The sequence below is a fragment of the Candidatus Hydrogenedentota bacterium genome (genome assembly GCA_019695095.1).
GTDB lineage: Bacteria > Hydrogenedentota > Hydrogenedentia > Hydrogenedentales > SLHB01 > JAIBAQ01.
Genome location: JAIBAQ010000017.1, coordinates 14,062 through 33,901, shown reverse-complemented (window position 1 = coordinate 33,901; position 19,840 = coordinate 14,062). Strand labels below are relative to the sequence as shown.

Genomic DNA, 19,840 nt, shown 5'->3' with positions numbered 1-19,840 from the left:
ATCCGTCTCAGCTTGCGGGTCTTCCTACGTGCCGTCGCCGTGCGCGGCGTATTGCCGCTTTCGCACGGCCGTACACGCCAGCGCCAGCAGCACCAGCGTCACCCCCACCAGTACCACCAGCGAAGCTCCCGCCCCGACGGGATACACACTTCGCAACAACTCCACCGGCAACTCCAGTTTGCCCAATTCCAGGCGCTTGAACGGCACATCCGGCGTGAGCCGCCGGATGTATTTCTCGAACGTCAGAAAGTCCGCGTATCCGGGTATGGCGACGACCGCTTTCTCCCATCCGAACAGGAAGATCGCGGACACGATGACGGGGCGCGACGCAATCGTGCTCACAAACAGGCACAGCGCGCCATACGAAAGCAGCGCCATCGCAATCAACGTCAGGTACCGGGGAAGCAACGCGAACGCCGCCGCCGGATCGGCCACGCGCAACGCATAGGCGCCCGCGCCCATGAATGCCGCCGTGGCGGGCGCAAGCAACGCGAATGACACCAGGAAATAGGCCGCGAACTTGCCGAGCACGATGGCTCCCCGCGGCGCGGGACGCGACAACAACAACGGGAAGGTATGGCCCTCGACTTCTTCGCTCAGCAACGTTCCCGCAAAGAACAGCGCGGTCAGAGGGGCCAGCGTGAACAGATATAGATACTCTACGAGGGCCACCAGCAATCGCGGCCCCATCCGCATCGCGGATGTATCGAGCCACGCGGCGAGAAAAGGCAGTGTCATCGGAACAAGCATGAGCCCGGCCATCAGCCAAGTGCGCTTGCGCCGCGCGAAAAGATACGTCGTGAATGCGGCCACCGCCGCAAACACGTTCCAGAAATGGCCGCTGGGAATCCGCTTGTCTTCGTTCATGGCACAAGGTACTCGAACACGGATTGGAGGTTGTCGTCGGGGGCGTGCACGCTCTCGACGCCAAGCTCCTTCTCCGCGAGCAGACCGGTAAGGTGCGCGTAGAACGTATTCGGGTCGCGTGTGCGCACGGTCAGGCCGGACACCTCGTCGTCGAACTCGATAGTGACAAGGCTGGGCAATCCAATGATGCGCGTCGCCAACGCGCGCGGATCGCGGCATCGAACCGAAACGCTGTGGGGATGCGCGTCGATAAGCGCGCGCACGTCGTGCACGTCGCCAACCGCCAGCACCTTCCCTTGATTCAACAGAATGATGTTCGATGTAACGTTCTCGATTTCGTACATGATATGGCTCGCGACCACAACAGTCTTGCCGCCCTTGCCCAATTCGCGAATCAGATCGAAAATGGCCAGGCGGCCAACCGGGTCGAGCCCCGTCATCGGTTCGTCGAGGAACAGAATGTCCGGTTCATGCGCAAAACTCTGCGCCAGTTTCACGCGCTGACGCATGCCCCGGCTGTACGTTGAGATACGGTCGTGCATGCGGTCCGTCATGGAGACGCGCTCCAGGGCTGCCGTGGCTGCGCGTCGCGCTTCCTTGGGAAAAAGCCCCGCGCACCGCGTCAGCCAGTAGACGAATTCGAAGCCCGTCATGTCGTCATAGTAGTTCTCGCGGTCCGGACAATAGCCCACGCGGCGCAGCAGCGGATAATTGCACCATACCGGCTGCCCCAATACGGACACTTCCCCTTGACCCGGGCGAAGCTGCGCGGTACACAGACTCATGAACGTGGATTTGCCCGCTCCATTCGGCCCCAGCAGCCCGGTAATACCCGGTTGGACTTCGAGCGAAACCTTGTTCAAGGCCACTACTTCCCCGAACCAGACCGACACCCCCGCGAACGATATGGATGTGGACATCATCCCACCTCCACCGCGCGAATACGCCGGTACGCGATCCATGCGCAAATCGCGCAGAAGACGGCCATGACCGTCACAACGACGCTCCAGTGCACCGTAATGCGCGAGCGCCCGCCGAACAATTCGTCGCTCAGGTGCAGCATGCACCGCGTCAGGCTGAGACAACGGATATTGGGGCGGCGCAGTATCTCGCCCAACGCGTTCCCCACGGCGCTGTTTACGAACAGCAACGCGCACGCCACAATGGAGGCCCCTGTCGCTGACTTGGTCATCGAGGAACACGCCATGATCAACAGCGAATAGGGGATAATCACGGAAGTCGCATACGCCAGACACGCGAAAGGCACCCAGTAGTTCTCGCGCAGAAACACAAGTCCCGCCGTGGGCGACAGCAGTACGTGAATCGCAATCAGCACCCACGACAGTCCCGCCGACAACAATAACGGCACGCAGCAGACCGCTGCCAACTTGCCAAAAAAGTACTCCAGCCGCGTGAGCGGTTTCGCGAAATACACTTCAAGCAAGTTATTGCGATAGTCGTTACAGATCGAACCTCCGCCAATATACAGACAAAAGAGAAAGACAAACGGCAACGTCAGCGAAATGTACAACCGAAAGAACAGCGCATCCACGTTGGTGATACGGATTTCCTGTATCGCCGTGCGAAGCAACTGGCTGGGATTCGCCGTCATCAAGTCAACGACCATCAGCACAAACACGTACAACATGAACGGCAACAGCGACAGCAACAGCAGCCGCCGGAAGAGCGGTGTCGCGCGCGCTACGCGCAACTCGTGGGCGGCCACGGTCCACCACCGGCTCCGCGCCGTGCCGCTGCGCTCCCAGGGTTTATAGGTTTGTTCGTAGATCGGCACGTCAGCCGCCCCCGGACACTGCCAATAGAAACGCCTCTTCGAGCCGATGCCGGACCGGCTCAAAGTGGCGGATCTGGATTTCGTGGTCGCGCGCCGCGCGAAACACATCCGCCGGCGCGGCTCCCTCGGGCTGATGCACCAGCAACGCGCCGTCCTCTTCGCGTTCCGTCGTAAACCCGGACGCCCGCAACACGGCGGCAAACGATTCGCCGCGTTCCTTGACGCGCACCCGCCACAACCGCGATTTAAACTGCGTCAGCGCCGCGATGTCTCCTTCGCGAATCAGTTTGCCCTGGTCGAGAAGCGCGACGCGCTGACAGACATGTTCCACGTCCGGCAACAGGTGGGACGACAGTAAAACTGCCATGCGACGGGTTCTTGCCACCTCGCGTATCAGTTCCAGCATCGCGATGCGGCCGATGGGATCGAGTCCATTGGTGGGTTCATCCAAAAAGAGCAACTCAGGATCGTGCACGAGGGCCTGCGCAAGTTTGGCGCGCTGCCGCATACCCGTTGAATACGTCTCCATGCGGCGATACCGCTCTTCGCCAAAGCCGACGTAGTTGAGCACTTCGTGCGTCCGCTGCAGCGCGTCCTTATACGCCATCCCCGCGAGGCATCCGCAGTAGGCTACAAACGAAACGGCGCTCAGCTTTGGAGACGACACATCGCGCTCCGGCATATAGCCCACACGGCGCCGGATTTCCAAAGGGTCGCGCTCAACCGGCATTCCAAACACCTGCGCCGAACCCGATGCGGCTTTGCAGAACCCCAGCAACGTCTTCAACAACGTGCTCTTGCCCGCGCCGTTCGGACCCAGCAAACCCACGACCCCATCGTCGACCGTCAGCGAGAAGTCGTTGAGCGCAACACGCGCCCCGTAACGCACAGTCAACCCCGCTATGCGCACGATAGGGCCGCCTACTGCCTCGGGTAACGTCGAAGCGCTCAAATGAGACTAATCCTCCGGCTCGATATGAATCAGAACATCGCGAATCCGCGGGTTCACGAATCGTACGGCGTCCTTTACGCGATGCGCCACATCATGCCCGTCGTGAACCGTGATGGAGCCATCCACCTTCACGTGCAAATCAACAAAATACTCAAACCCCATCTTCCGCACCCAGCACACATGAAGTGACCGCACGCCCGCGACGGTCATCGCCACTTCACGCACCTGCGCTTCTACTGCTGGGTCGGGGGCAACGTCCATTACTTCGCCCACGGCAGGTCTCAGCAGCCGGAATCCATTGAATGCGATAATCATACACGCGAATAACGCCGCCCAATCGTCTGCGTTCTCATAGCCCTTGCCGCCAACCACGGCAATCCCGATTCCTACAAATGCCGCCGCAGAGGTAATAGCATCGCTGCGGTGGTGCCACGCGTCCGAGCGGACCGCCGTGCTCTCAATCGCCGCGCCCACGCCACTCATCACACGAAACAGCGTCTCTTTCGCGACTATCACAACCACCAGCACGATCAACGTAAACGGCGCGGGCGACGTGCTGGAAGCCACGATTTCGCGAATGCTCTGCACGGCGATTACGAGCGCGCCAAACAAAAGCCCCATTGACACCGCCACCGCCGCAATCGGTTCGGCCTTGCCATGTCCATACGGGTGGTCTTTGTCGGGCGGCCGCGCGGCAATGCGCAATCCACTCCATACCACAATCGATTGAAACACATCCAGCGAAGATTCCATCGCGTCGGCGATCAATGCGTACGAATTGCCCAGAATGCCTGCCACGCCTTTGATGATTGCAAGCGCCAGATTGATCAGAACGCCGACAACTATAAAACGCGCCCCGCGCAGCGCGGGATGCTCTGTGTTGGATGCAGCGACTTCTTGTGCCATTGGAAACTACCCCTGAGTACTGACTACTGCCAAGTCCAGGATAATTGTAACCGATACGAGCGCGCACGAACGAGCCACCCGTATCTGTTCCTGGTGTCGCCGAAAACCCTCAGGCAATCCGCTTTCTGCGGGCATCCTGGCTATTCCAGATACTGCACACGCGCTCTTCATTGACCATTCATAAAGGGTGCGAGTACTCTTACGGGTATTGCAGTTCTGCACGGTGGCGGGGTAGTGCTTCAGGAATCTGTCTTTTCATGGCGTGACGATGCCGCGTCAGCGTCACAGGAGAATCAAACATGCGCCTTCTGTCGGTTGTATCCGCCGTTTCGCTAGCGATTCTATGTCTATCCGCATTCGCGGAGACTCCAACAACTCCGCTTTACGATGTACCCGCCTTATCGGGTATCACCGTCGATGGCGACCCGTCCGACTGGAAAGCTGCGGGGTTCCGAGTCGAACTCATGCTCGACAAGGACGGACGTTTTGTCCCTCTCGCCGACCTCAAACCCGAGTTTCGCCTGGGGTGGGATGAACGCGGACTTCTCGTTCTTGTAACCGTGCAGGACGACACCCTTGTCGAGAACGCGGACGAGTCTGCGTTGTACGACCGAGACTCCGTGGAAGTCTTTGCCGCCACGAAGCGCGGCGCAAAGGATCTCTACCAACTCGTTGTCAGCCCTGGCGTGACTTCGGAATTCCCCGAAATACGCGCGAAACTTTCAGACTTCCGCAAGATGGAACCCAAACCGGAACTGACCTACGAGGCCGTCCGCAAGAGGACGGCAAATGGCTATACCCTGGAAATCCTGCTTCCGTGGAAGAATCTCGCAATCACGCCAAGTGTCGGACTGGAAACGGGCTTCCAGATCTTCATCAACGATGCCGACGCGCCTAAAGGCCGCTTCCAGGCCGTCTGGTATCCGCAGACACGCACACACGAAAACTCGAACGCGATGCACCGCATCCGCCTCGCGAAATGCGCCAGCGCGCCCGAGTGCACGCGCGTCCGCGGCGAATACGATGACAGCGCGCGCACGCATTTGCGCGTTGTGTCGCTTGGGTCCAACACAGGCAAATCGGTCACCGTGAAATCGGGCAGGGACCGCGTCGCCGACGCCTCGCTAGCCGGACAAGGCGATTTCGCCGTTGCCGACATCTATTTCCCGATGCCCCAACCCGGCGACGCCAACAAACCATTTAACGTGCATGTAGGCGGGAAGGCGGCGGGGTCCGTCACGCTGCCCGATGCGACAATTACCCGTGCGCAACGCATCATGTTTCTCCCGCTGAAATTCAAACCGCCCGTCTTCAAAGGGTCCTACTTCCCGCTGGTGGACTTCGAGAATCCGCGCGTGGCCGAGGCCCTTATCGGCCCCTATCGCATCGAGACGACTTTCTACGACGCCAAGTACAACCAGGTCACGACCGCCGAAGAGCCCGGCCGTTACGGCGCTGTCGTCGACGTGCATCCGCGTGAAGGCCGCGCGATCCGGCGTTTTGTGACGCTGTATCACGCGCCGGATTCCTACGATACCTTCGCGTGGTTCTTCATGCAGCCCAAAGGCGGCCTTGAATTCCCGCCCAGCATGGGATTCGACGAGCAAGCCATCGAGGCGCAATCCGAGGCGATCGGCCGGTATGAACGCGCCATGCTCGTCGATGACCTCAACACCGATCCGCTAACCGCCACTTTGATAACCGGTCTCAGCGAAACCAAGCCCGCGCCAGCCCCGCTGGGCGTCGCGGAAGATTTCCTTGCGATGGACCGCCAATGGTGGGTCGGCCTGAAGCAAAAAGTCTATCCGGGCGCTCCCTACTATCCCTACAACGTCGTCTGCCCCTACCAGAAAGAAGGCGAACCGGCGCCGGTCTTGCGCGAAGGTACTCCGGAAGAAGCGGGCATGAAGCCTGACGCGGTGCAACAAATCGATTCTGTCCTCCAGCAATGGGCTGAAGAGAGCAAGGAACCGTTCGCGGTATGCCTCGCCCGGCACGGCGTCGTCTACATGCACAAAGCATACGGTCAGCGTTTCGGCCACCCGATGACCGTCACCACGAAAAGCTGGATGGCTTCCATCTCGAAGTTCCTATCCGGCACCTTGATGATGACGCTGGTCGATCAAGGACTCGTTAACCTTGAAGACCCCGTGGACAAGTTCCTCCCCGCGTTTCGCGGGATCGAGGTAAAGACTCCGCTCACGGTCCGCAGCCTGTACATCCACACGAACGGATTCCAACTGGGATTGCAGCCCCCGCGCATGTACATGGACCATTGGGGCGACGACATGAACGACCTCGAAGAGGTTCTTGCCGGATACTATCCGAACCTCGAAGTTGGCACGCGTCACGGATACAACGGCGTCGGCTACGCGCTCGGTGGAAAGGTCATCGAGACGATCAGCGGCGAAGCCCTGCCCCAATACTTCATGCATCATCTTTGGGGACCATTGGGCTGCACCCACACCGACGCCGTCGATGGCAGTGCCCGGACCTTCAGCGTGCCCATGGACATCGCGAAGTTCGGACAACTGTGGCTGAACAAAGGTGCGTACGGTAACATGCGCTTCTTCAGCGAACAGACCTACGAGAAAGCCCTGCCCACAAAGATCAAGCCATTCGTGAGCTTCGATACGGACCTTGAGTGGGGCATGGGCTGCGTCTGGATGCCCGATGCGGGCCTCAGCAAAAAGACGTTTGGCCACGGAGCCGCATCCGCCGCCACGCTGCGCATCGACCCGGAAAACGATCTCGTCATCGTCATGACCCGCAACACCGCGGGCGCGGCCTACGGGAAATATCACCCCATGTTCATCAAGGCTATCGTGGACAACCTGGCGGAAACCCCCGCGAAGTAGCCGCTGTTGACATTACCTGCTCACAACGCTCCCGGTTCACGCCGGGGGCGTTGTTCTTTCATGTACTTGCAGATTCGCGAACACCCAACCATACTGGTACAGAATGAGGTGCAAACAGGAGCTGCTCCGGGTCCCTATTCCTCAAGATCGTCAAATAGTCTCGTGTTTTCAAGCGGCTACTGGAGTAAGTTGTTCAACAGTCGCGTGTCGTGCGAGTAGGAGCGCTGTGCATAGTTGGCGGCCTTCTGTACTACTAGCTGAAGAAGTCTTTAGAGGGTTCTCGGATCTTCATGCCGCATGCGTTATAAGTTGTTGTGTCCGAAACTAGCGGCCAAGAGAGCCGTGCCGTTTATTTGGTTTCTCCATCGGAGTTCATCCGTGGTTGAGTCTCTTTTGGTTTCGGCTATGCCGCTCCGGGCGGAAGGAGGGCGCCGCAGTGCCCAGAATCGAAGAACCTTTTCAAGCCATCATCAACGGTGACAAGCCGCGCTTGTTGGACATGATTCAGCGCAATCCGTCTATTGTCCATACGCGAAGCGCGCACGGCGAAACACCCCTCATCGTCGCTGCCTATCGCGGACAACTCGAGATGGTCGAGCTTCTCCTCGAGAACGGCGCGGAAATGGGCATCCACGAAGCCGCAACGCTGGGCCAAACCTGCCGCATCGAAGAAATCGTCAAGAGCGACCCAAAAGCCGTTGACGCAATTTCCAGCGATGGCTGGACTGCGCTGCATCTGGCCGCACACTTCAATCGCAAAGAGACCACGCAGCGGCTCATCGAATTGGGAGCGCTCGTCGACGCGGCTTCGGCCTCGACCAGTCTCGCGCCCGGCAACACGCCGCTTCACGCGGCGTCGGCTGCGGGCCACTACGAACCGGCTCTCGTGCTGCTCGAATACGGTGCGAACGTAGCCGCCCGTCAGGCGAATGGCATGACGCCCCTCCACGTCGCCGCCGCGGGAACCAATGCGGGCCTAGTTCGCCTCCTGTTGGAACACAAGGCCGATCCGAGGGCCATCGACGACGCAGGCATGATGCCCGTCGACCTCGCGTTAAAGTTCGAGCGCTACGAGATCGCGGACATCCTCCGCGCCGCACCAACCACCGCCTGAAACGCAGCGCCCCCCCATACACTCCAACTGCCAGCTATAAACCCGCGTCCTGACCACGCACTTCCCATCTTCAATCCAAAATCTAAAATCCAAAATCTAAAATGCGTGACCTCCGCGCCCTACTTCTCTCGCCGCTTCCATCAGGCTTTTCCCTGCTTCTCCACGCGCATCCTCTCCGCCGTCAACTCCTCGAACACGGCCTGATCCTTCGGCTCTTTCATGTCGTAGCCGACCTTCTCCCAGCGTGGATCGTCCGGGTCCAACCCCAACGACTCGATGTACCCTCGTTCGGCGATGAAACACCGCCCGTGGGCCGTTAACAAATAGCCGCCGTTCGATTCGAGATATCCGCGCGCCTCTTCATAGGTTTTGCACCAGTTGTGCCAGAACGCGCTCGCTCCCGGTGGACACCACAATACGTCCGCCGCATCTTTGAGGTTCTTCCAGGCCGCGTACCCCTGTTCGCGCGCCACGACGGTCAACGCGTGCTTATGCTGGATATCGCCGCGCGCCTCCAACACCTGCGCGACGCTTTGCTCGCGAAACGGCGCAATCCGGCGCAACCGTTCTGCCGCAGCCTCGGCCACGGACAAAACGCCTGAATTCAAGTCTTTTAGCAGGAGAGATGCGTTGCGTTTGCTGTCTTCGACGGATGGAATGGGACGTGCCATGATCGGTATTCCTTTGCGTTGGCGTGGACACGATCCGCATCAGTCCACAAAGGAAATCACCTACATGTCTTTAACGAGGAACGGGAGTGATACCATCTTTCGCGGATGCGGCGCCTCCCAGCACCGAACTTAGTATACCCCTCGACGAGCATTCCTGCAAAGCAGCCTCGTGCTCTTCTCCCCTTCCCGTTGCCCCTTTTAATCTCGCTGAAATCGCGGCGCAAAAGAAGCTGAAGGAAACGAAATGGCGATCTCAGATCTCATTTGCCAGAGTAGATGCACGCAACGTTATTCGCTGCCTGCTCCTCGCACTGATTCTCGTTGCGGTTGGCATGCCCGCAGGGCCACCTTCAATTCCATCCATATTCCTGTCGTGACGTTGCCGCGCGCATCCGATCGTTTCAGGCTTTCAAAGAGGCAGGGATCGCCAAGCTCCGCTGCTGCATTCAACGTGTAAGGACTCACGGTCTTTTGATTCAACTCGCGGCATATGCAAGACGCGACTCGGGGATCGCGCCGGATTGCCAACCCCATCAGAGCTTCGCCGCGCACCTCGGCATTCCTGTCGCAGAGCCGCCGCCACAAATGCGCGCGAATGTGTTTACTGTCCGCGTCGACCTGCCTGGCAATGCCAAATGTTGCCCAGTTCCTTACTCCCGCATCTTGGTCGTCCATTAGGAACAACAGCGACCTGATGGCCGCAGGATGCTCGTGTCCCAAAAGGCCAAATGCGACGCCCTGCCGCACTCTCTTGCTCTTGTGAGTCTTCAGCCTCGCGAGAGGGAGAACGGCGCGGCCGTCGCCCTGATGTCCCAGAGCGACTGCGACCGAATTGAGGACAGAGGGACTCTTTTCAGTGCGTAGCATGGCCAAGAGGGTCGAAACGCACTCATCGGCGAAAACGCGCTTGGGTACGCCTAGCTGTCCGAGCAGGTCAGCTCCCAAGCAACGCTCATTTGTTGTGCGGCCGCCACACAACCCGACAGCGTGATCCAACACGCTCCTGGAACCCGCCCTGTGCAGTTCGCAAACAATCTCCCACCGCTCGGGGTCCTTCGCATCCAAAGCTTGGGCAATTAGCGCGGCCACACGTGACGCGGGTATTCCTTTCCCTGCTATCTCTTTCCTGTTTTTGACCATCTAGCTACTCCCTGCCCATTCGGTCTACGCGATGCTTGTATGTGCTAATGTGTGACAATAGGTTGTCGTAGAATACACGACCAACGAGCGGGATAGGCACCGAGGGAATCACGAAAACTGCACTCGAAGAATCAGCAATTCGTTACGACCGTCATTCCCGCGCAGGCGGGAATCCATCTTGCCGATAGAAATCGATGAATGGCGAGGATGGACCCTCGCTTTCGCGGGGGCGACGAAGAATGGAGCGGGGCAGAGAACGAACGGTACGCATATCGAGGAGCAGTGAAGGTTCAAATATCGGAGTCGCTCTAGTCGGGACTTGTAAGATCAAGGCCCCAGCCAGGAGGAGAGATGGGCTATACGCTGATAACCTCGGACGAAGGGTTGGCCGACTTGCGAGCACGTTTCATCGATCATGATGCGGTTCTGAAAGAAGTTCACGTCGTCGCCAGCGAATACATCCCGCTCGTGAGTGCTCGCCATCAGCTCGAATGGAGTCCATATCCCAACGCCCGGCTGTTGGTGCAGGTCATGTGGCCGCAGCCTTCGGCCTTCGAGTTCATCTTGCTGCACGTTGTCGAAATGTCTATTGCCGCGGACTGTTCGGGAGGAGTCGCTAGACAGGACATCATGTGCGATTGGCTTCATACAAAAGGCAGGCTTGAGTTCTGTGTTTGCGGCGGTTACTTCTTGGTTGAGCAGATTCTCTGGCGAGAAGTGCCGGGATGGCTCGGTGTGTCTGCCCGTCTTGGAAGTGAAATCCCTGTTTCTTCAAATGTGGCTCCGGTCATGGATGATGACTGGGTTATCTGCCCGAGTTGTTCTGATGGTTGGCAACTCGAGAGGATTCCCCAATTCCGGAAATGCCCGAGTTGCGGTCAGGTGTGCGAGATCTTGCGGGAAGGAAATTGAACGGTACTCGTCTATGTGCGATGTGAAGTCCAGCGAAATAGAACCGCAAGAGGCAGATTGCGAGGAAACCCTTTACCCGAAATCGTTCAAAGACCGTTCAACCGGCCTTAGCGTCTTCGGGTGCTTGCTTGTCATTCCGGGGGTCCTTTTCGCAATTATGTTCGTTTTCTTCCTGGTGATCGCGCTTTGGGTTTCGATCGGTGACCGCCCTGCCGTTGGCCAAATGGCTTTACGTTGGCTGTACGGCTTCCTGTTATTGGGTCCTGTGCTCTGCGCCTGGTTCGTTGTAGTCGGTATAGGCTCGATGTGCGCGCGACGGTGGGCGCGCTCGATCATTCTGGCCTGGTCATGGGTTGAACTTGTCGCTGGACTTGCTGACCTGACAAGTTTTCTCGACACTTTCGACGAAGTGCCGATTGGGCACATACCCAAAGGAGCGGCGCTTCTCATGAAGATCTTCATGATCATTATCTTCATGGCGTTCGTGTACTTCTACGGCAGCGAGGATGTCAGGCAGACATGCGAATCGAGAGACACGGTCGCGCGGTGGACTGACAAGTGCCCAATACCGGTATTGGTGATTCTTGTCGCGTCCGCAAACAAGTTGTTTGGGGTATTGGTCTCCTTAATTGTGGCGCTTCCTAAATTCTACTTCGGCCACGCCCTGGGTCCTGTCCCCGGTGCCGTTGCTGCTGCATTCGTGTGTTCCATCTGCGTATACGTGGCCTGGGGCGCATACAGGCTACGCAAGTCTGCCTGGTGGTGCGGAGTTATACTCGCTCTGATTCTGTTCTTCTCCGAGGCAGTCACATATGCGCGCGGCGCTACGTTTGCGGACTACTATGAAGTCTTCGCCGCGTCGTACCCCGGCGATCCGCTCATGGAGAAGATTCCGCTGGGTACGCCCGCGGCCAGTTTGTCTCTTTGTCTCGTCTACTTCGTATGGTTCGGCTATTTGGTCTATGCCCGCAAATACTTCGCAAATCGCTTAGCGAGGCAATCGTCTTGATTGACTTTATCGCTCAATGACCCCCGGTTGCGAAACCCCGTTACCCGCCGTCCGTCCATCCCGTGTATTCTTTGCGTTCTGTCGCGGCAAAACCGTTTTCAATATTTCCGCTCTCCGCAAATTGCGACGGAGAGGCGGAACAAGAAAGACAGGTGCATGGAGAATACGCCAACGAAGGTCTACGGATACCGCTGGATCGTCCTGCTGGTGTTCGCCGTTCTAAACGCGGTGATTGAGATTCACTGGGTGGCGTTGGCGCCCATCACGACGGAAGCGGCCCAGTACTATGCCGTGACGCCGCTGTCGATAGGCTTCTTGTCGATGCTCTTCATGCTTGTGTATCTGGCGGTCAGCATTCCCGCGTCGTACGTCATCGATACCTACGGAATCCGTGTCGGCGTAGGTGCGGGGGCGGCGCTCATCGGCATTTTTGGCTTGCTCAAAGGGGTATACGCGGCAAACTACGCGATGGTAAGCGTCTGCCAATTCGGCCTTGCCGTGGCGCAACCGTTCATACTCAACGCCTACACGGCCATCAGCGCGAAGTGGTTTCCAATCAGCCAACGCGCAACCGCGACCGGTCTCGCCGCGTTGTCGCAATACATCGGAATCATCTTGGCCATGGCGGCCACGCCGCTGCTCGCCCACGCCTGGGGCATCGACGGCATGCTGAAGACTTATGGCGTGATTTCCGTTGTCGGCGCGGTACTGTTTCTCGTGTTTGCCAAAGAAGCGCCGCCGACTCCGCCGTCTCCTCCCGGCCAGGAAGAGCGCTTCCTTGTCATCGCGGGACTGAAGCACATGTTCAAACAGAAACAGGTTGTGTTGCTTCTACTCATGTTTCTGATTGGACTTGGCATCTTCAATGCCGTCACAACCTGGATTGAACAGATACTCAGTCCTCGAGGTCTCGATTCGACTCAGGCAGGCGCCGTCGGAGCGCTGATGATGATCGGCGGCGTGCTGGGCGCATCGATTCTTCCGCCCATCTCCGACAAAATACGCAGACGCATACCGTTTCTCATAACGGCCACCGCATTCACGATTCCCGGCTTGACGGGCTTGGCATTCGCCACCAACTTCGCCGTGCTGTTGGCATCGAGTTTTGTTTTGGGATTCTTCATCATGAGCGCCGGACCCATCGGGTTTCAGTATGGTGCCGAACTCAGCTATCCCGCCCCCGAATCCACCTCCCAAGGCCTCCTGCTATTGGCCGGACAAATCTCCGGCGTCGCCTTCATCTACGGCATGGACGCCTTCCGCTCCGCCGGCGGCTCGATGACCCCCTTCATGATCTTCTTCATCGCCATCACCGCATTGAACGTCATCCTCTGCACGCGTTTGAATGAATCGGAGATGATCAAGAAGGCTCAGTGAGCGGCAGAGAACGTTGGGAAGAATGGAGACCTCGGTCGCAAGAGTAGCGCGGTCGGGAGTCCACGCCACAACGGAGCGTGCAGGCAATTGCCTACGTGAATTCTCGCCTACTACACGCCGCCCTCATCACGGTCACTTCTGCTAATGACCATCATTCGGAGTGACGGCTCACTTGTGCGCTCATTGCGTTCTTTCGCGGCCAGACTGTCTTGGCTTACGCCGGCGTAATCCGCCCCAAGGTGACCGACTGTTGCGCGCCGGTGGCGTGCGGCACGTTGGATGGCTTTCCGCAGAGGGTTTCGTTGCCGAGCACGGCGACGCCGATGGCGTCGAGCGCATCCGCCGGCAAACCGTATTCGTCGCTGGCGCGGAGCACGGCATCGCCCATGCCGTTCTTGAGCCGTTGCATGAGCGCCTGGTTTTTCACGCCGCCCCCGCTCACAATCACGCGCGATACGGTGAATTGCGGTTTGACGAAGCGGTTGTACGCGCGGACAAGGCAATAGCTCACCGCTGCCGTAACCGTTGCCATGAGGTCGTCGAGCGAATGGTCCTTCCGCGCCGCAAGGGCATCGCGCAGATACGTCTCCGGCGCGAACTCGTCGCGGCTCGTGGTCTTGGGCGGCACTTTCGCGAAAAACGGATGATCAAGCAGGAACTCGAGGAATTCGTCGATGACGACGCCCTTCACGGCAGCGGCACCCTTGAGGTCCATTTCCTGGGTGCCACTGGTCAGTTGGCGCACCGCGCCGTCGAGCACGATCATGCCGGGACCCGCATCGAACGCGATGATCTCGTCGAACTTCGGCGGAATCACCGTGATGCTCGTGATGCCCCCGAGATGAAGGCGCGCAACGGTTCGGTCTTCGCGCGAAAACAGCGCCCAGTCGGCATATGCGCTGATGGGTCCGCCCTGTCCTCCCGCCGCCATGTCGCGTGACCGAAAGTCCGACACGACCGGGTGCTGCGTGCGCTCGGCGATGATGGCTGGCTCGCCGACTTGGAAAGTGCCGATGGATAGATCGTAGCCGCGCGGCGGATTGTGTGACACGGTGTACCCGTCTACGGCGATGAAATCGACTTCGCACAATTCTTTCTGCGCGATGCGGATCATGTCTTGCGCGGCTTCGGCCAGCAGTTCGCCCAGCTCGAAGTTGAGGAGCGCCAGCTCCCGCGCGTCTTTTCGCGCCACGATGAGCCGCGTGTGCAGACCGGGGGCAAACGGGAAATGCCTCGACTTGATGTATTTGATGTGGAGGTTATCGCCGCTGCCCTTGATGCGCACGAGTGCGGCGTCGATTCCCCGGGCCGCGGTGCCGCACGTCATCCCGACGGCGAATCGCGTCGTCTTTTTGCGGATTCCTTCAAATAACATAGGTGGCTGTTTCTTCCTTTCCGCGGTTACTCGAGGGTCTCCAAGGTAGCACCTGAAAAATAATGCGCGAGTATCTCGTCGTGGCGCTTGCCTGCCAAGGCCATTCCGCGCGCCCCCTGCTGGCACAACCCCACGCCGTGGCCGCGTCCGCCGCCACGAAACACAAAGCCAACCGGACCGTTCGGCCCGGGCGTCGATTCAATTATAAACATGGCGCTTGGCAAACCGCCAAACGCCTGGCGTATGGCCAATTCCTTTCGTATGGTGGCCGTGGACTCCGAACCCGTTACGCGTACCCACTTTAGGCGTCCACTCGGGCCCCGCTCGCCGGCCTCAATCGTGCGCACCGTCCCCACGCGGTATTTCTGGTTCACAAGGCGCGTGACCTCCGCGGCTGTCAGCTTCTTGCTCCACCGGAAGTTCGCGGCGTCGTCGCTGCAATAGGCCTTGGGCGGGCTGCCGAGCCATTTGCCCATGCCCTCGGATAGTGGGCCGCCGGTTGGACCCTTTCCAGTGGGATAGTCCGGCACGCCGCGCAGGGCCGGATCGGCTGGAGCCGACCAGACGGTCTCGTTGTTCTCGGAATACCCGCCGCAGTTGGCGCTGAACGTCGCCGCCACAATGCGGTTCGCCGCTGCCAGCACGCGGCCCGCCGTTTCGCGCACCGCCACGTCGGTATTCGGGTGGCGTCCACTGAAACCGCCGTACACACGGTCGCCTTCGCTGTCGGTGAAGTTGAACCCTTCCAACACGTGCTTGATGGCCATGTGCATCAACACGTCGCTGCGCGCTGCCACAGCCTGCGCTTTGAGCGCCTCGACGGGCCACAACGCGGGCATCTCCGCCGGCAGCACGCCCGCGAGGTAATCCTCCACGGGAGACGTCTCGAACAATTCGAACATCGAATCCGGACCGACACCCACGCTCAAATCGCCTGCGTACACGCCGCTCTTGGACCCCGCGCTCACTCGGACAGGCTGCGTTCCATGTACGGTAAGCGGCAACGAAACGGACTGCGAGGTTTGGGGAGATCCGCCAACGAGCGTGGCGTTTCCTGCGCCCGCTTCCAGCACTTCGGGACGTATCCATGCCCATACCGATTGCGCTTCGAGGCGCTTGCGCAAAGCGTCAGCCTCGGCCTCCGACGAGAAGCGTTGAAGCGACACCCATTCCTGGCGGCAATCGAGCACATACCCGCTTGCAGTCTGAATCGGATGTCCCAGCGAAGCCACTTCGACGGGATAGCCGCGTGACTTCCACTCGGAAACATAGGTCTTGAGTTCGTTCTCTTCCCACGGTTTGAACGTCTTCGTGAACACGTGAAACTGTCTGCGCGGCGGCCGCGCTTGGGTCAACCGAAGCGTCCACCGGCCCGGAGTCAGGTCTGTTCTCCGGCCTTGCGACTCAACGGAGCCCGGCGCCGTTGTCTCAAACGCGATCTCGCGAATCCCGTGCGTCAGGCGTATCCGTACCGGGGGATTCGACGAAACCATCGTTGGTTTCGGTGCGGGTGCCGGCGCCGGGGGAGGTTGTGGAACCGGCTGCACGACCGGTGCCGGCGCAGGGGGAGGCGTAACCTCGGGCGACGGACGTACTGCGGGCGGCGGTATCGGCGCAGGTTTGGGTTCGGTCTTCCGGTGCGTCCGGCAGGAACACGTGGAAACCAGCACGGCGCAGACGAGGCCGCAGAAAACCAACCAAGGGCGCGAAGTTCGAGTCATGCCGGCGTCACCGGGTTTGAGCGCGCCGGTAGGCATTCGGCGTCATGAGGTGAAGAGTCACGACTCCTCCAGTGCGCGGCGGAGGTTGCCGTGGGCATGATTGAGCCGGCCGATGGCCTGCTCGCGATCCAGCGCAAGCCGTGTCATCAGCACCGCCACGGCAATATCGTCGCCCGCATCTTCCAATCGGCGCGCGGCGAGGTCTTCTGTTAGTCCCGTGAGCGCGGACACCATACGCGCGGCGCGCCGCCGCAGCTTGGAGTTGGCGGGCCGCATACGCACCATCCGCCCGTCATAGACGTATCCCGCCAGCGCCATGGCCCCGGTGGAAATCATATTGAGGACCATTTTCGTTGCCGTGCCGGCTTTTAAGCGCGTCGAACCCGCGACCACTTCCGCCCCGGTGTCCACGGCGATCACGCAGTCGGCGCTGTCTTTCGCCCGTGGATTGCAGCACAGCAACACCGTGCGCGCCCCGCACGCGGCCGCGTGACGTAATCCCGCTTTGACGTAAGGCGTCGTGCCCGACGCCGCAATACCCACAACAACGTCCCTTGCGCCCAGCGGCGGATGCAGCAGCGTCAAGTCGGTTCGCGCCGCACTTTCGTCGTCCTCGGCTCCTTCCACACTATCGCGCAAAGCGCGGTCACTGCCCGCCATGATGCCGACAACGCGCTCAGGCGGCACACCGAACGTCGGCGGGCATTCCGATGCGTCCAACACACCGAGCCGCCCGCTCGTGCCCGCGCCCGTGTAGATGATACGTCCACCCGACGCGATGGCCTCGGCGGCAAACTCGATGGCGCGCGCAATCTCGTCGCTGCAACGATTCACCGCGACCGCCACGGACGCGTCCGCGCGGTTCATGCGCTTCACGATTTCCTGCGCCGTCAACCGATCAATCGTGACTTCGTCCGATGCATGTCCTTCCGTCGGCGACAACGATTCCCCGCCACCCTGCTGGCCCTCGGCCTCAGCCAACGGCAGATGCGCCGGAATGGTCTCCGCGAACGCGAGTTCTGCAACAGCGCGGTGTCCGCGCAGTGCGGCCAACACCGGTCGCGCCGTGGTCTCGGGGCGAAGCAAAGCGCGCTCGAACATCGCGCGGTACCGCGACGAATGCTCAAAGAGACCGCCGCTGAGATAAATGGGGGTATCCGGTCGCAAGTGCAATTGGATGAGCGCAGACACAGCTTGTCCGGCCAGCAATGATGCCTGGCTTTCAAGGCACTTCAACGCGAAGTCATCGCCGTTGTTGGCGAACTCCAACACCGTCTCGGAGAGTTGCGCGATCTCCTCTTTGGTCGCGTTGTGCGACCAGACTACGAAGTCCTCAAACGTATCGAGTCCTGCCGCCTTCGCCAACCCGTCCGCGAGACGCGCACGCGTTTGCAGAACGTCCAGTGCGTGGGTGATCCCGCGCAGCGCCGTCACCGCAATCTGGTAACCGCTGCCGTCGTCGCCCAGCAACGTGCCTTTGCCGCCGACGATCAGCGTTTCGCCCGCCGCGTTCTGCCCCACGACACTGGAACCGGTGCCCGCGATAACGACCACGCCGGGTTCCACGCCCGCGTTCGCGAACAAGAGCGGATACAGGTCATTCGTCACCACAGCGCGGCGCGCATTCAACGCCGACGCCAGGGCCTGCGCCATCGGCTCGCGATGACGCGTCGCTCCAGAGATGCCGGCTGCCACGATCAGCGGTGTGCCTTCGAGCCCTTCCAGGCAGCGAAGGCACAACGTCGTAATGTTGCGGACGCTGGCGTCCATGCCGCACACCACCGGATTGGAAGGTCCTCCGGACGTTTCCGTCACGAGTGCGCGGTGGTTGTCATAGAGACCCACGCGCGTGCGGGTTGCGCCGCCGTCAATGGCAAGAATCAAATGAGCACTGGTCATCACGCCGCTCCATCCACCGTCATCCCAGGACAATACGTCATCACCGCGCTTCGACGCACGCCGTTGGTATCGCTCAAGTCTTTGAGAAGGTACGCAGCCGGGTTCGCGGCGCGCGTCAGAGTCTCGCGATCCACGGCCACAAGCCCCAATCGCTGAGTATATCCCGCATGCCACTCAAACCCATCCAGCATGGGGCCGTAAACAAATCCTCTCACATCACAACCCTCCGCAATCGCGCGGTGGGTCTGCAAGACGTGTTCCAGCAAGAACTGACACCGTGCCGCTTCATCTTGCGTGGCCGTACCGACGCCTGCGATGAGCACAGGCTTGCGATAGCGGCGCATTTCGCGGATAAGGCGCAACAAACCTTCCGGAAAAGACTCGGAAGCATCCGCAAGCACTCTCCGAAAGCGGCGCAATGGCCGCCACGCCGCAAAACGCACCGAGTCGATCGCACCCGCATACGACAACGCCGTGAAATCGAATTCGGATTCGCGCAACAGCCCCTGAAAAGCATGGTTTGCGAACGTCTCTTCGGTACGTGCCGCGCGCGCATCCCAAGCACTCCACGCATTCGCCACGTCAAGCAGTTGGCCTCGGACAGACACCCCGATGGACGCGTCTCCCTGCAACGAACGAATCGTATCCGCGGATTTTCGATGCGCAAGCGCGAGGTTACGAAGCGCCTTCACGCCCAGATCGCTGCGACGCTTTTGCGGGGGCCACGCCCCGTCGATATACGCGTGCTGGACATAGTGAACGGGGGTTGTCAACGGAATCCATCGTTTGCACACCGGCGCAATCTTCTCTGCCACGCGCGCGGCATACCGCGCGAAGGCATGAGGAGCATCACTGCACAACCAACCACCCCGATCCGCAAGCCATTTCGGGAGCGTTACATTCCACAGCGCACAGATCGGCTCAGTCTGCCTGCGCTTCATGGCGCGCGCCACGTCGCGATAGTGAGCCAGGGCCGCGTCGTCGTACTCGCCGAGAACCGGTTCCACACGGCTCCATTCCACCGAGAAGACAAGCGACTTCATCGAGAGTTGCCTCGCAAGATCAAGGTCGCTTTCGTACCGCTCGTAGTGCCCCGCGGCAATTTGCGAGTTGCTCTTGTCTGCTATACGGCCCGGGCGCTGTTCCCAGGCCCACCAATCCGCCGCAAAGTTCGCGCCCTCAATTGGGTGACCGGGAAGCGTTGCCCCCCACAGAAACTCTCGTGGAAACTGAATCACTGCTGC

16 protein-coding genes are annotated in these 19,840 nt (G+C 59.9%); 5 read left to right on the top strand and 11 right to left on the bottom strand.

Annotated elements, in window-relative coordinates; translation table 11 throughout:
- Nucleotides 1-24 precede the first annotated feature (24 nt).
- Genes K1Y02_04910 through K1Y02_04890 form a run of 5 tightly spaced genes read right to left on the bottom strand, consistent with a single transcriptional unit; the run spans nt 25 to nt 4,520 of the window.
- On the bottom strand, nt 25-867 hold the full coding sequence (locus tag K1Y02_04910) for an ABC transporter permease (GenBank protein ID MBX7255685.1): 843 nt from the start codon (nt 865-867) through the stop codon (nt 25-27).
- Entirely contained in the window at nt 864-1,790 is a 927-nt protein-coding gene (locus K1Y02_04905) for an ABC transporter ATP-binding protein (GenBank protein ID MBX7255684.1), read from the bottom strand. The genes K1Y02_04910 and K1Y02_04905 overlap by 4 nt, the downstream gene beginning before the upstream one ends.
- Nucleotides 1,787-2,662: an ABC transporter permease gene (locus K1Y02_04900; GenBank protein ID MBX7255683.1), complete on the bottom strand. Its 876-nt coding sequence runs from the start codon at nt 2,660-2,662 to the stop codon at nt 1,787-1,789. The genes K1Y02_04905 and K1Y02_04900 overlap by 4 nt, the downstream gene beginning before the upstream one ends.
- Before the next feature lies 1 nt (nt 2,663).
- The gene (locus K1Y02_04895; GenBank protein ID MBX7255682.1) at nt 2,664-3,614 is read right to left on the bottom strand and encodes an ABC transporter ATP-binding protein; all 951 of its coding nucleotides are present in this window, start codon (nt 3,612-3,614) and stop codon (nt 2,664-2,666) included.
- 6 nt (nt 3,615-3,620) lie between these two features.
- Nucleotides 3,621-4,520, bottom strand: a complete 900-nt coding sequence (locus K1Y02_04890; protein ID MBX7255681.1) for a cation diffusion facilitator family transporter — start codon at nt 4,518-4,520, stop codon at nt 3,621-3,623.
- Between the two features lie 299 nt (nt 4,521-4,819).
- Here K1Y02_04890 and K1Y02_04885 point away from each other — a divergent pair, with 299 nt between their 5' ends.
- Together K1Y02_04885 and K1Y02_04880 are read left to right on the top strand one after the other, a co-directional pair.
- On the top strand, nt 4,820-7,378 hold the full coding sequence (locus tag K1Y02_04885) for a serine hydrolase (protein MBX7255680.1): 2,559 nt from the start codon (nt 4,820-4,822) through the stop codon (nt 7,376-7,378).
- A 436-nt stretch (nt 7,379-7,814) separates the two neighbouring features.
- Nucleotides 7,815-8,492, top strand: coding sequence for an ankyrin repeat domain-containing protein (locus K1Y02_04880; protein MBX7255679.1), 678 nt, complete (start codon nt 7,815-7,817; stop codon nt 8,490-8,492).
- Between the two features lie 140 nt (nt 8,493-8,632).
- Here the strand turns inward: K1Y02_04880 and K1Y02_04875 are convergent, their stop codons facing one another.
- Entirely contained in the window at nt 8,633-9,163 is a 531-nt protein-coding gene (locus K1Y02_04875; protein ID MBX7255678.1) for a hypothetical protein, read from the bottom strand.
- Between the two features lie 288 nt (nt 9,164-9,451).
- Nucleotides 9,452-10,303, bottom strand: a complete 852-nt coding sequence (locus K1Y02_04870; GenBank protein ID MBX7255677.1) for a HEAT repeat domain-containing protein — start codon at nt 10,301-10,303, stop codon at nt 9,452-9,454.
- 351 nt (nt 10,304-10,654) lie between these two features.
- Here K1Y02_04870 and K1Y02_04865 point away from each other — a divergent pair, with 351 nt between their 5' ends.
- The 3 genes from K1Y02_04865 to K1Y02_04855 all read left to right on the top strand — a co-directional run bounded on the left by K1Y02_04865 (nt 10,655) and on the right by K1Y02_04855 (nt 13,601).
- On the top strand, nt 10,655-11,215 hold the full coding sequence (locus tag K1Y02_04865) for a hypothetical protein (protein MBX7255676.1): 561 nt from the start codon (nt 10,655-10,657) through the stop codon (nt 11,213-11,215).
- A gap of 157 nt (nt 11,216-11,372) precedes the next feature.
- Nucleotides 11,373-12,224, top strand: a complete 852-nt coding sequence (locus K1Y02_04860) for a hypothetical protein (GenBank protein ID MBX7255675.1) — start codon at nt 11,373-11,375, stop codon at nt 12,222-12,224.
- Between the two features lie 156 nt (nt 12,225-12,380).
- Complete coding sequence (locus K1Y02_04855; protein MBX7255674.1) at nt 12,381-13,601, top strand: MFS transporter; 1,221 nt, start codon at nt 12,381-12,383, stop codon at nt 13,599-13,601.
- 214 nt (nt 13,602-13,815) lie between these two features.
- Here K1Y02_04855 and K1Y02_04850 read toward each other — a convergent pair whose 3' ends face one another.
- From K1Y02_04850 to K1Y02_04835, 4 genes are read right to left on the bottom strand one after another with little or no spacing between them, the layout of a single operon-like run.
- Nucleotides 13,816-14,976 (bottom strand): anhydro-N-acetylmuramic acid kinase, encoded by a 1,161-nt coding sequence (locus tag K1Y02_04850; GenBank protein MBX7255673.1) that lies wholly within the window; start codon nt 14,974-14,976, stop codon nt 13,816-13,818.
- Nucleotides 14,977-15,002: 26 nt separating this feature from the next.
- Nucleotides 15,003-16,697 carry a SpoIID/LytB domain-containing protein gene (locus K1Y02_04845; protein MBX7255672.1) on the bottom strand — a complete coding sequence of 565 codons (1,695 nt, stop codon included), beginning with the start codon at nt 16,695-16,697 and terminating at the stop codon, nt 15,003-15,005.
- A gap of 57 nt (nt 16,698-16,754) precedes the next feature.
- Entirely contained in the window at nt 16,755-18,599 is a 1,845-nt protein-coding gene (gene murQ / locus K1Y02_04840) for an N-acetylmuramic acid 6-phosphate etherase (protein MBX7255671.1), read from the bottom strand.
- The gene (locus K1Y02_04835; GenBank protein MBX7255670.1) at nt 18,596-19,834 is read right to left on the bottom strand and encodes a family 1 glycosylhydrolase; all 1,239 of its coding nucleotides are present in this window, start codon (nt 19,832-19,834) and stop codon (nt 18,596-18,598) included. The genes murQ and K1Y02_04835 overlap by 4 nt, the downstream gene beginning before the upstream one ends.
- Nucleotides 19,835-19,840 lie beyond the last annotated feature (6 nt).

Bases quoted from the DNA above. Each gene is read 5' to 3' on its own strand.
- K1Y02_04910 (MBX7255685.1), bottom strand. From the start codon at position 867: ATGAACGAAGACAAGCGGATTCCCAGCGGCCATTTCTGGAACGTGTTT.
- K1Y02_04905 (MBX7255684.1), bottom strand. From the start codon at position 1,790: ATGATGTCCACATCCATATCGTTCGCGGGGGTGTCGGTCTGGTTCGGG.
- K1Y02_04890 (MBX7255681.1), bottom strand. From the start codon at position 4,520: ATGGCACAAGAAGTCGCTGCATCCAACACAGAGCATCCCGCGCTGCGC.
- K1Y02_04885 (MBX7255680.1), top strand. From the start codon at position 4,820: ATGCGCCTTCTGTCGGTTGTATCCGCCGTTTCGCTAGCGATTCTATGT.
- K1Y02_04875 (MBX7255678.1), bottom strand. From the start codon at position 9,163: ATGGCACGTCCCATTCCATCCGTCGAAGACAGCAAACGCAACGCATCT.
- K1Y02_04870 (MBX7255677.1), bottom strand. From the start codon at position 10,303: ATGGTCAAAAACAGGAAAGAGATAGCAGGGAAAGGAATACCCGCGTCA.
- K1Y02_04865 (MBX7255676.1), top strand. From the start codon at position 10,655: ATGGGCTATACGCTGATAACCTCGGACGAAGGGTTGGCCGACTTGCGA.
- K1Y02_04860 (MBX7255675.1), top strand. From the start codon at position 11,373: ATGTTCGTTTTCTTCCTGGTGATCGCGCTTTGGGTTTCGATCGGTGAC.
- K1Y02_04855 (MBX7255674.1), top strand. From the start codon at position 12,381: ATGGAGAATACGCCAACGAAGGTCTACGGATACCGCTGGATCGTCCTG.
- K1Y02_04850 (MBX7255673.1), bottom strand. From the start codon at position 14,976: ATGTTATTTGAAGGAATCCGCAAAAAGACGACGCGATTCGCCGTCGGG.
- K1Y02_04845 (MBX7255672.1), bottom strand. From the start codon at position 16,697: ATGACTCGAACTTCGCGCCCTTGGTTGGTTTTCTGCGGCCTCGTCTGC.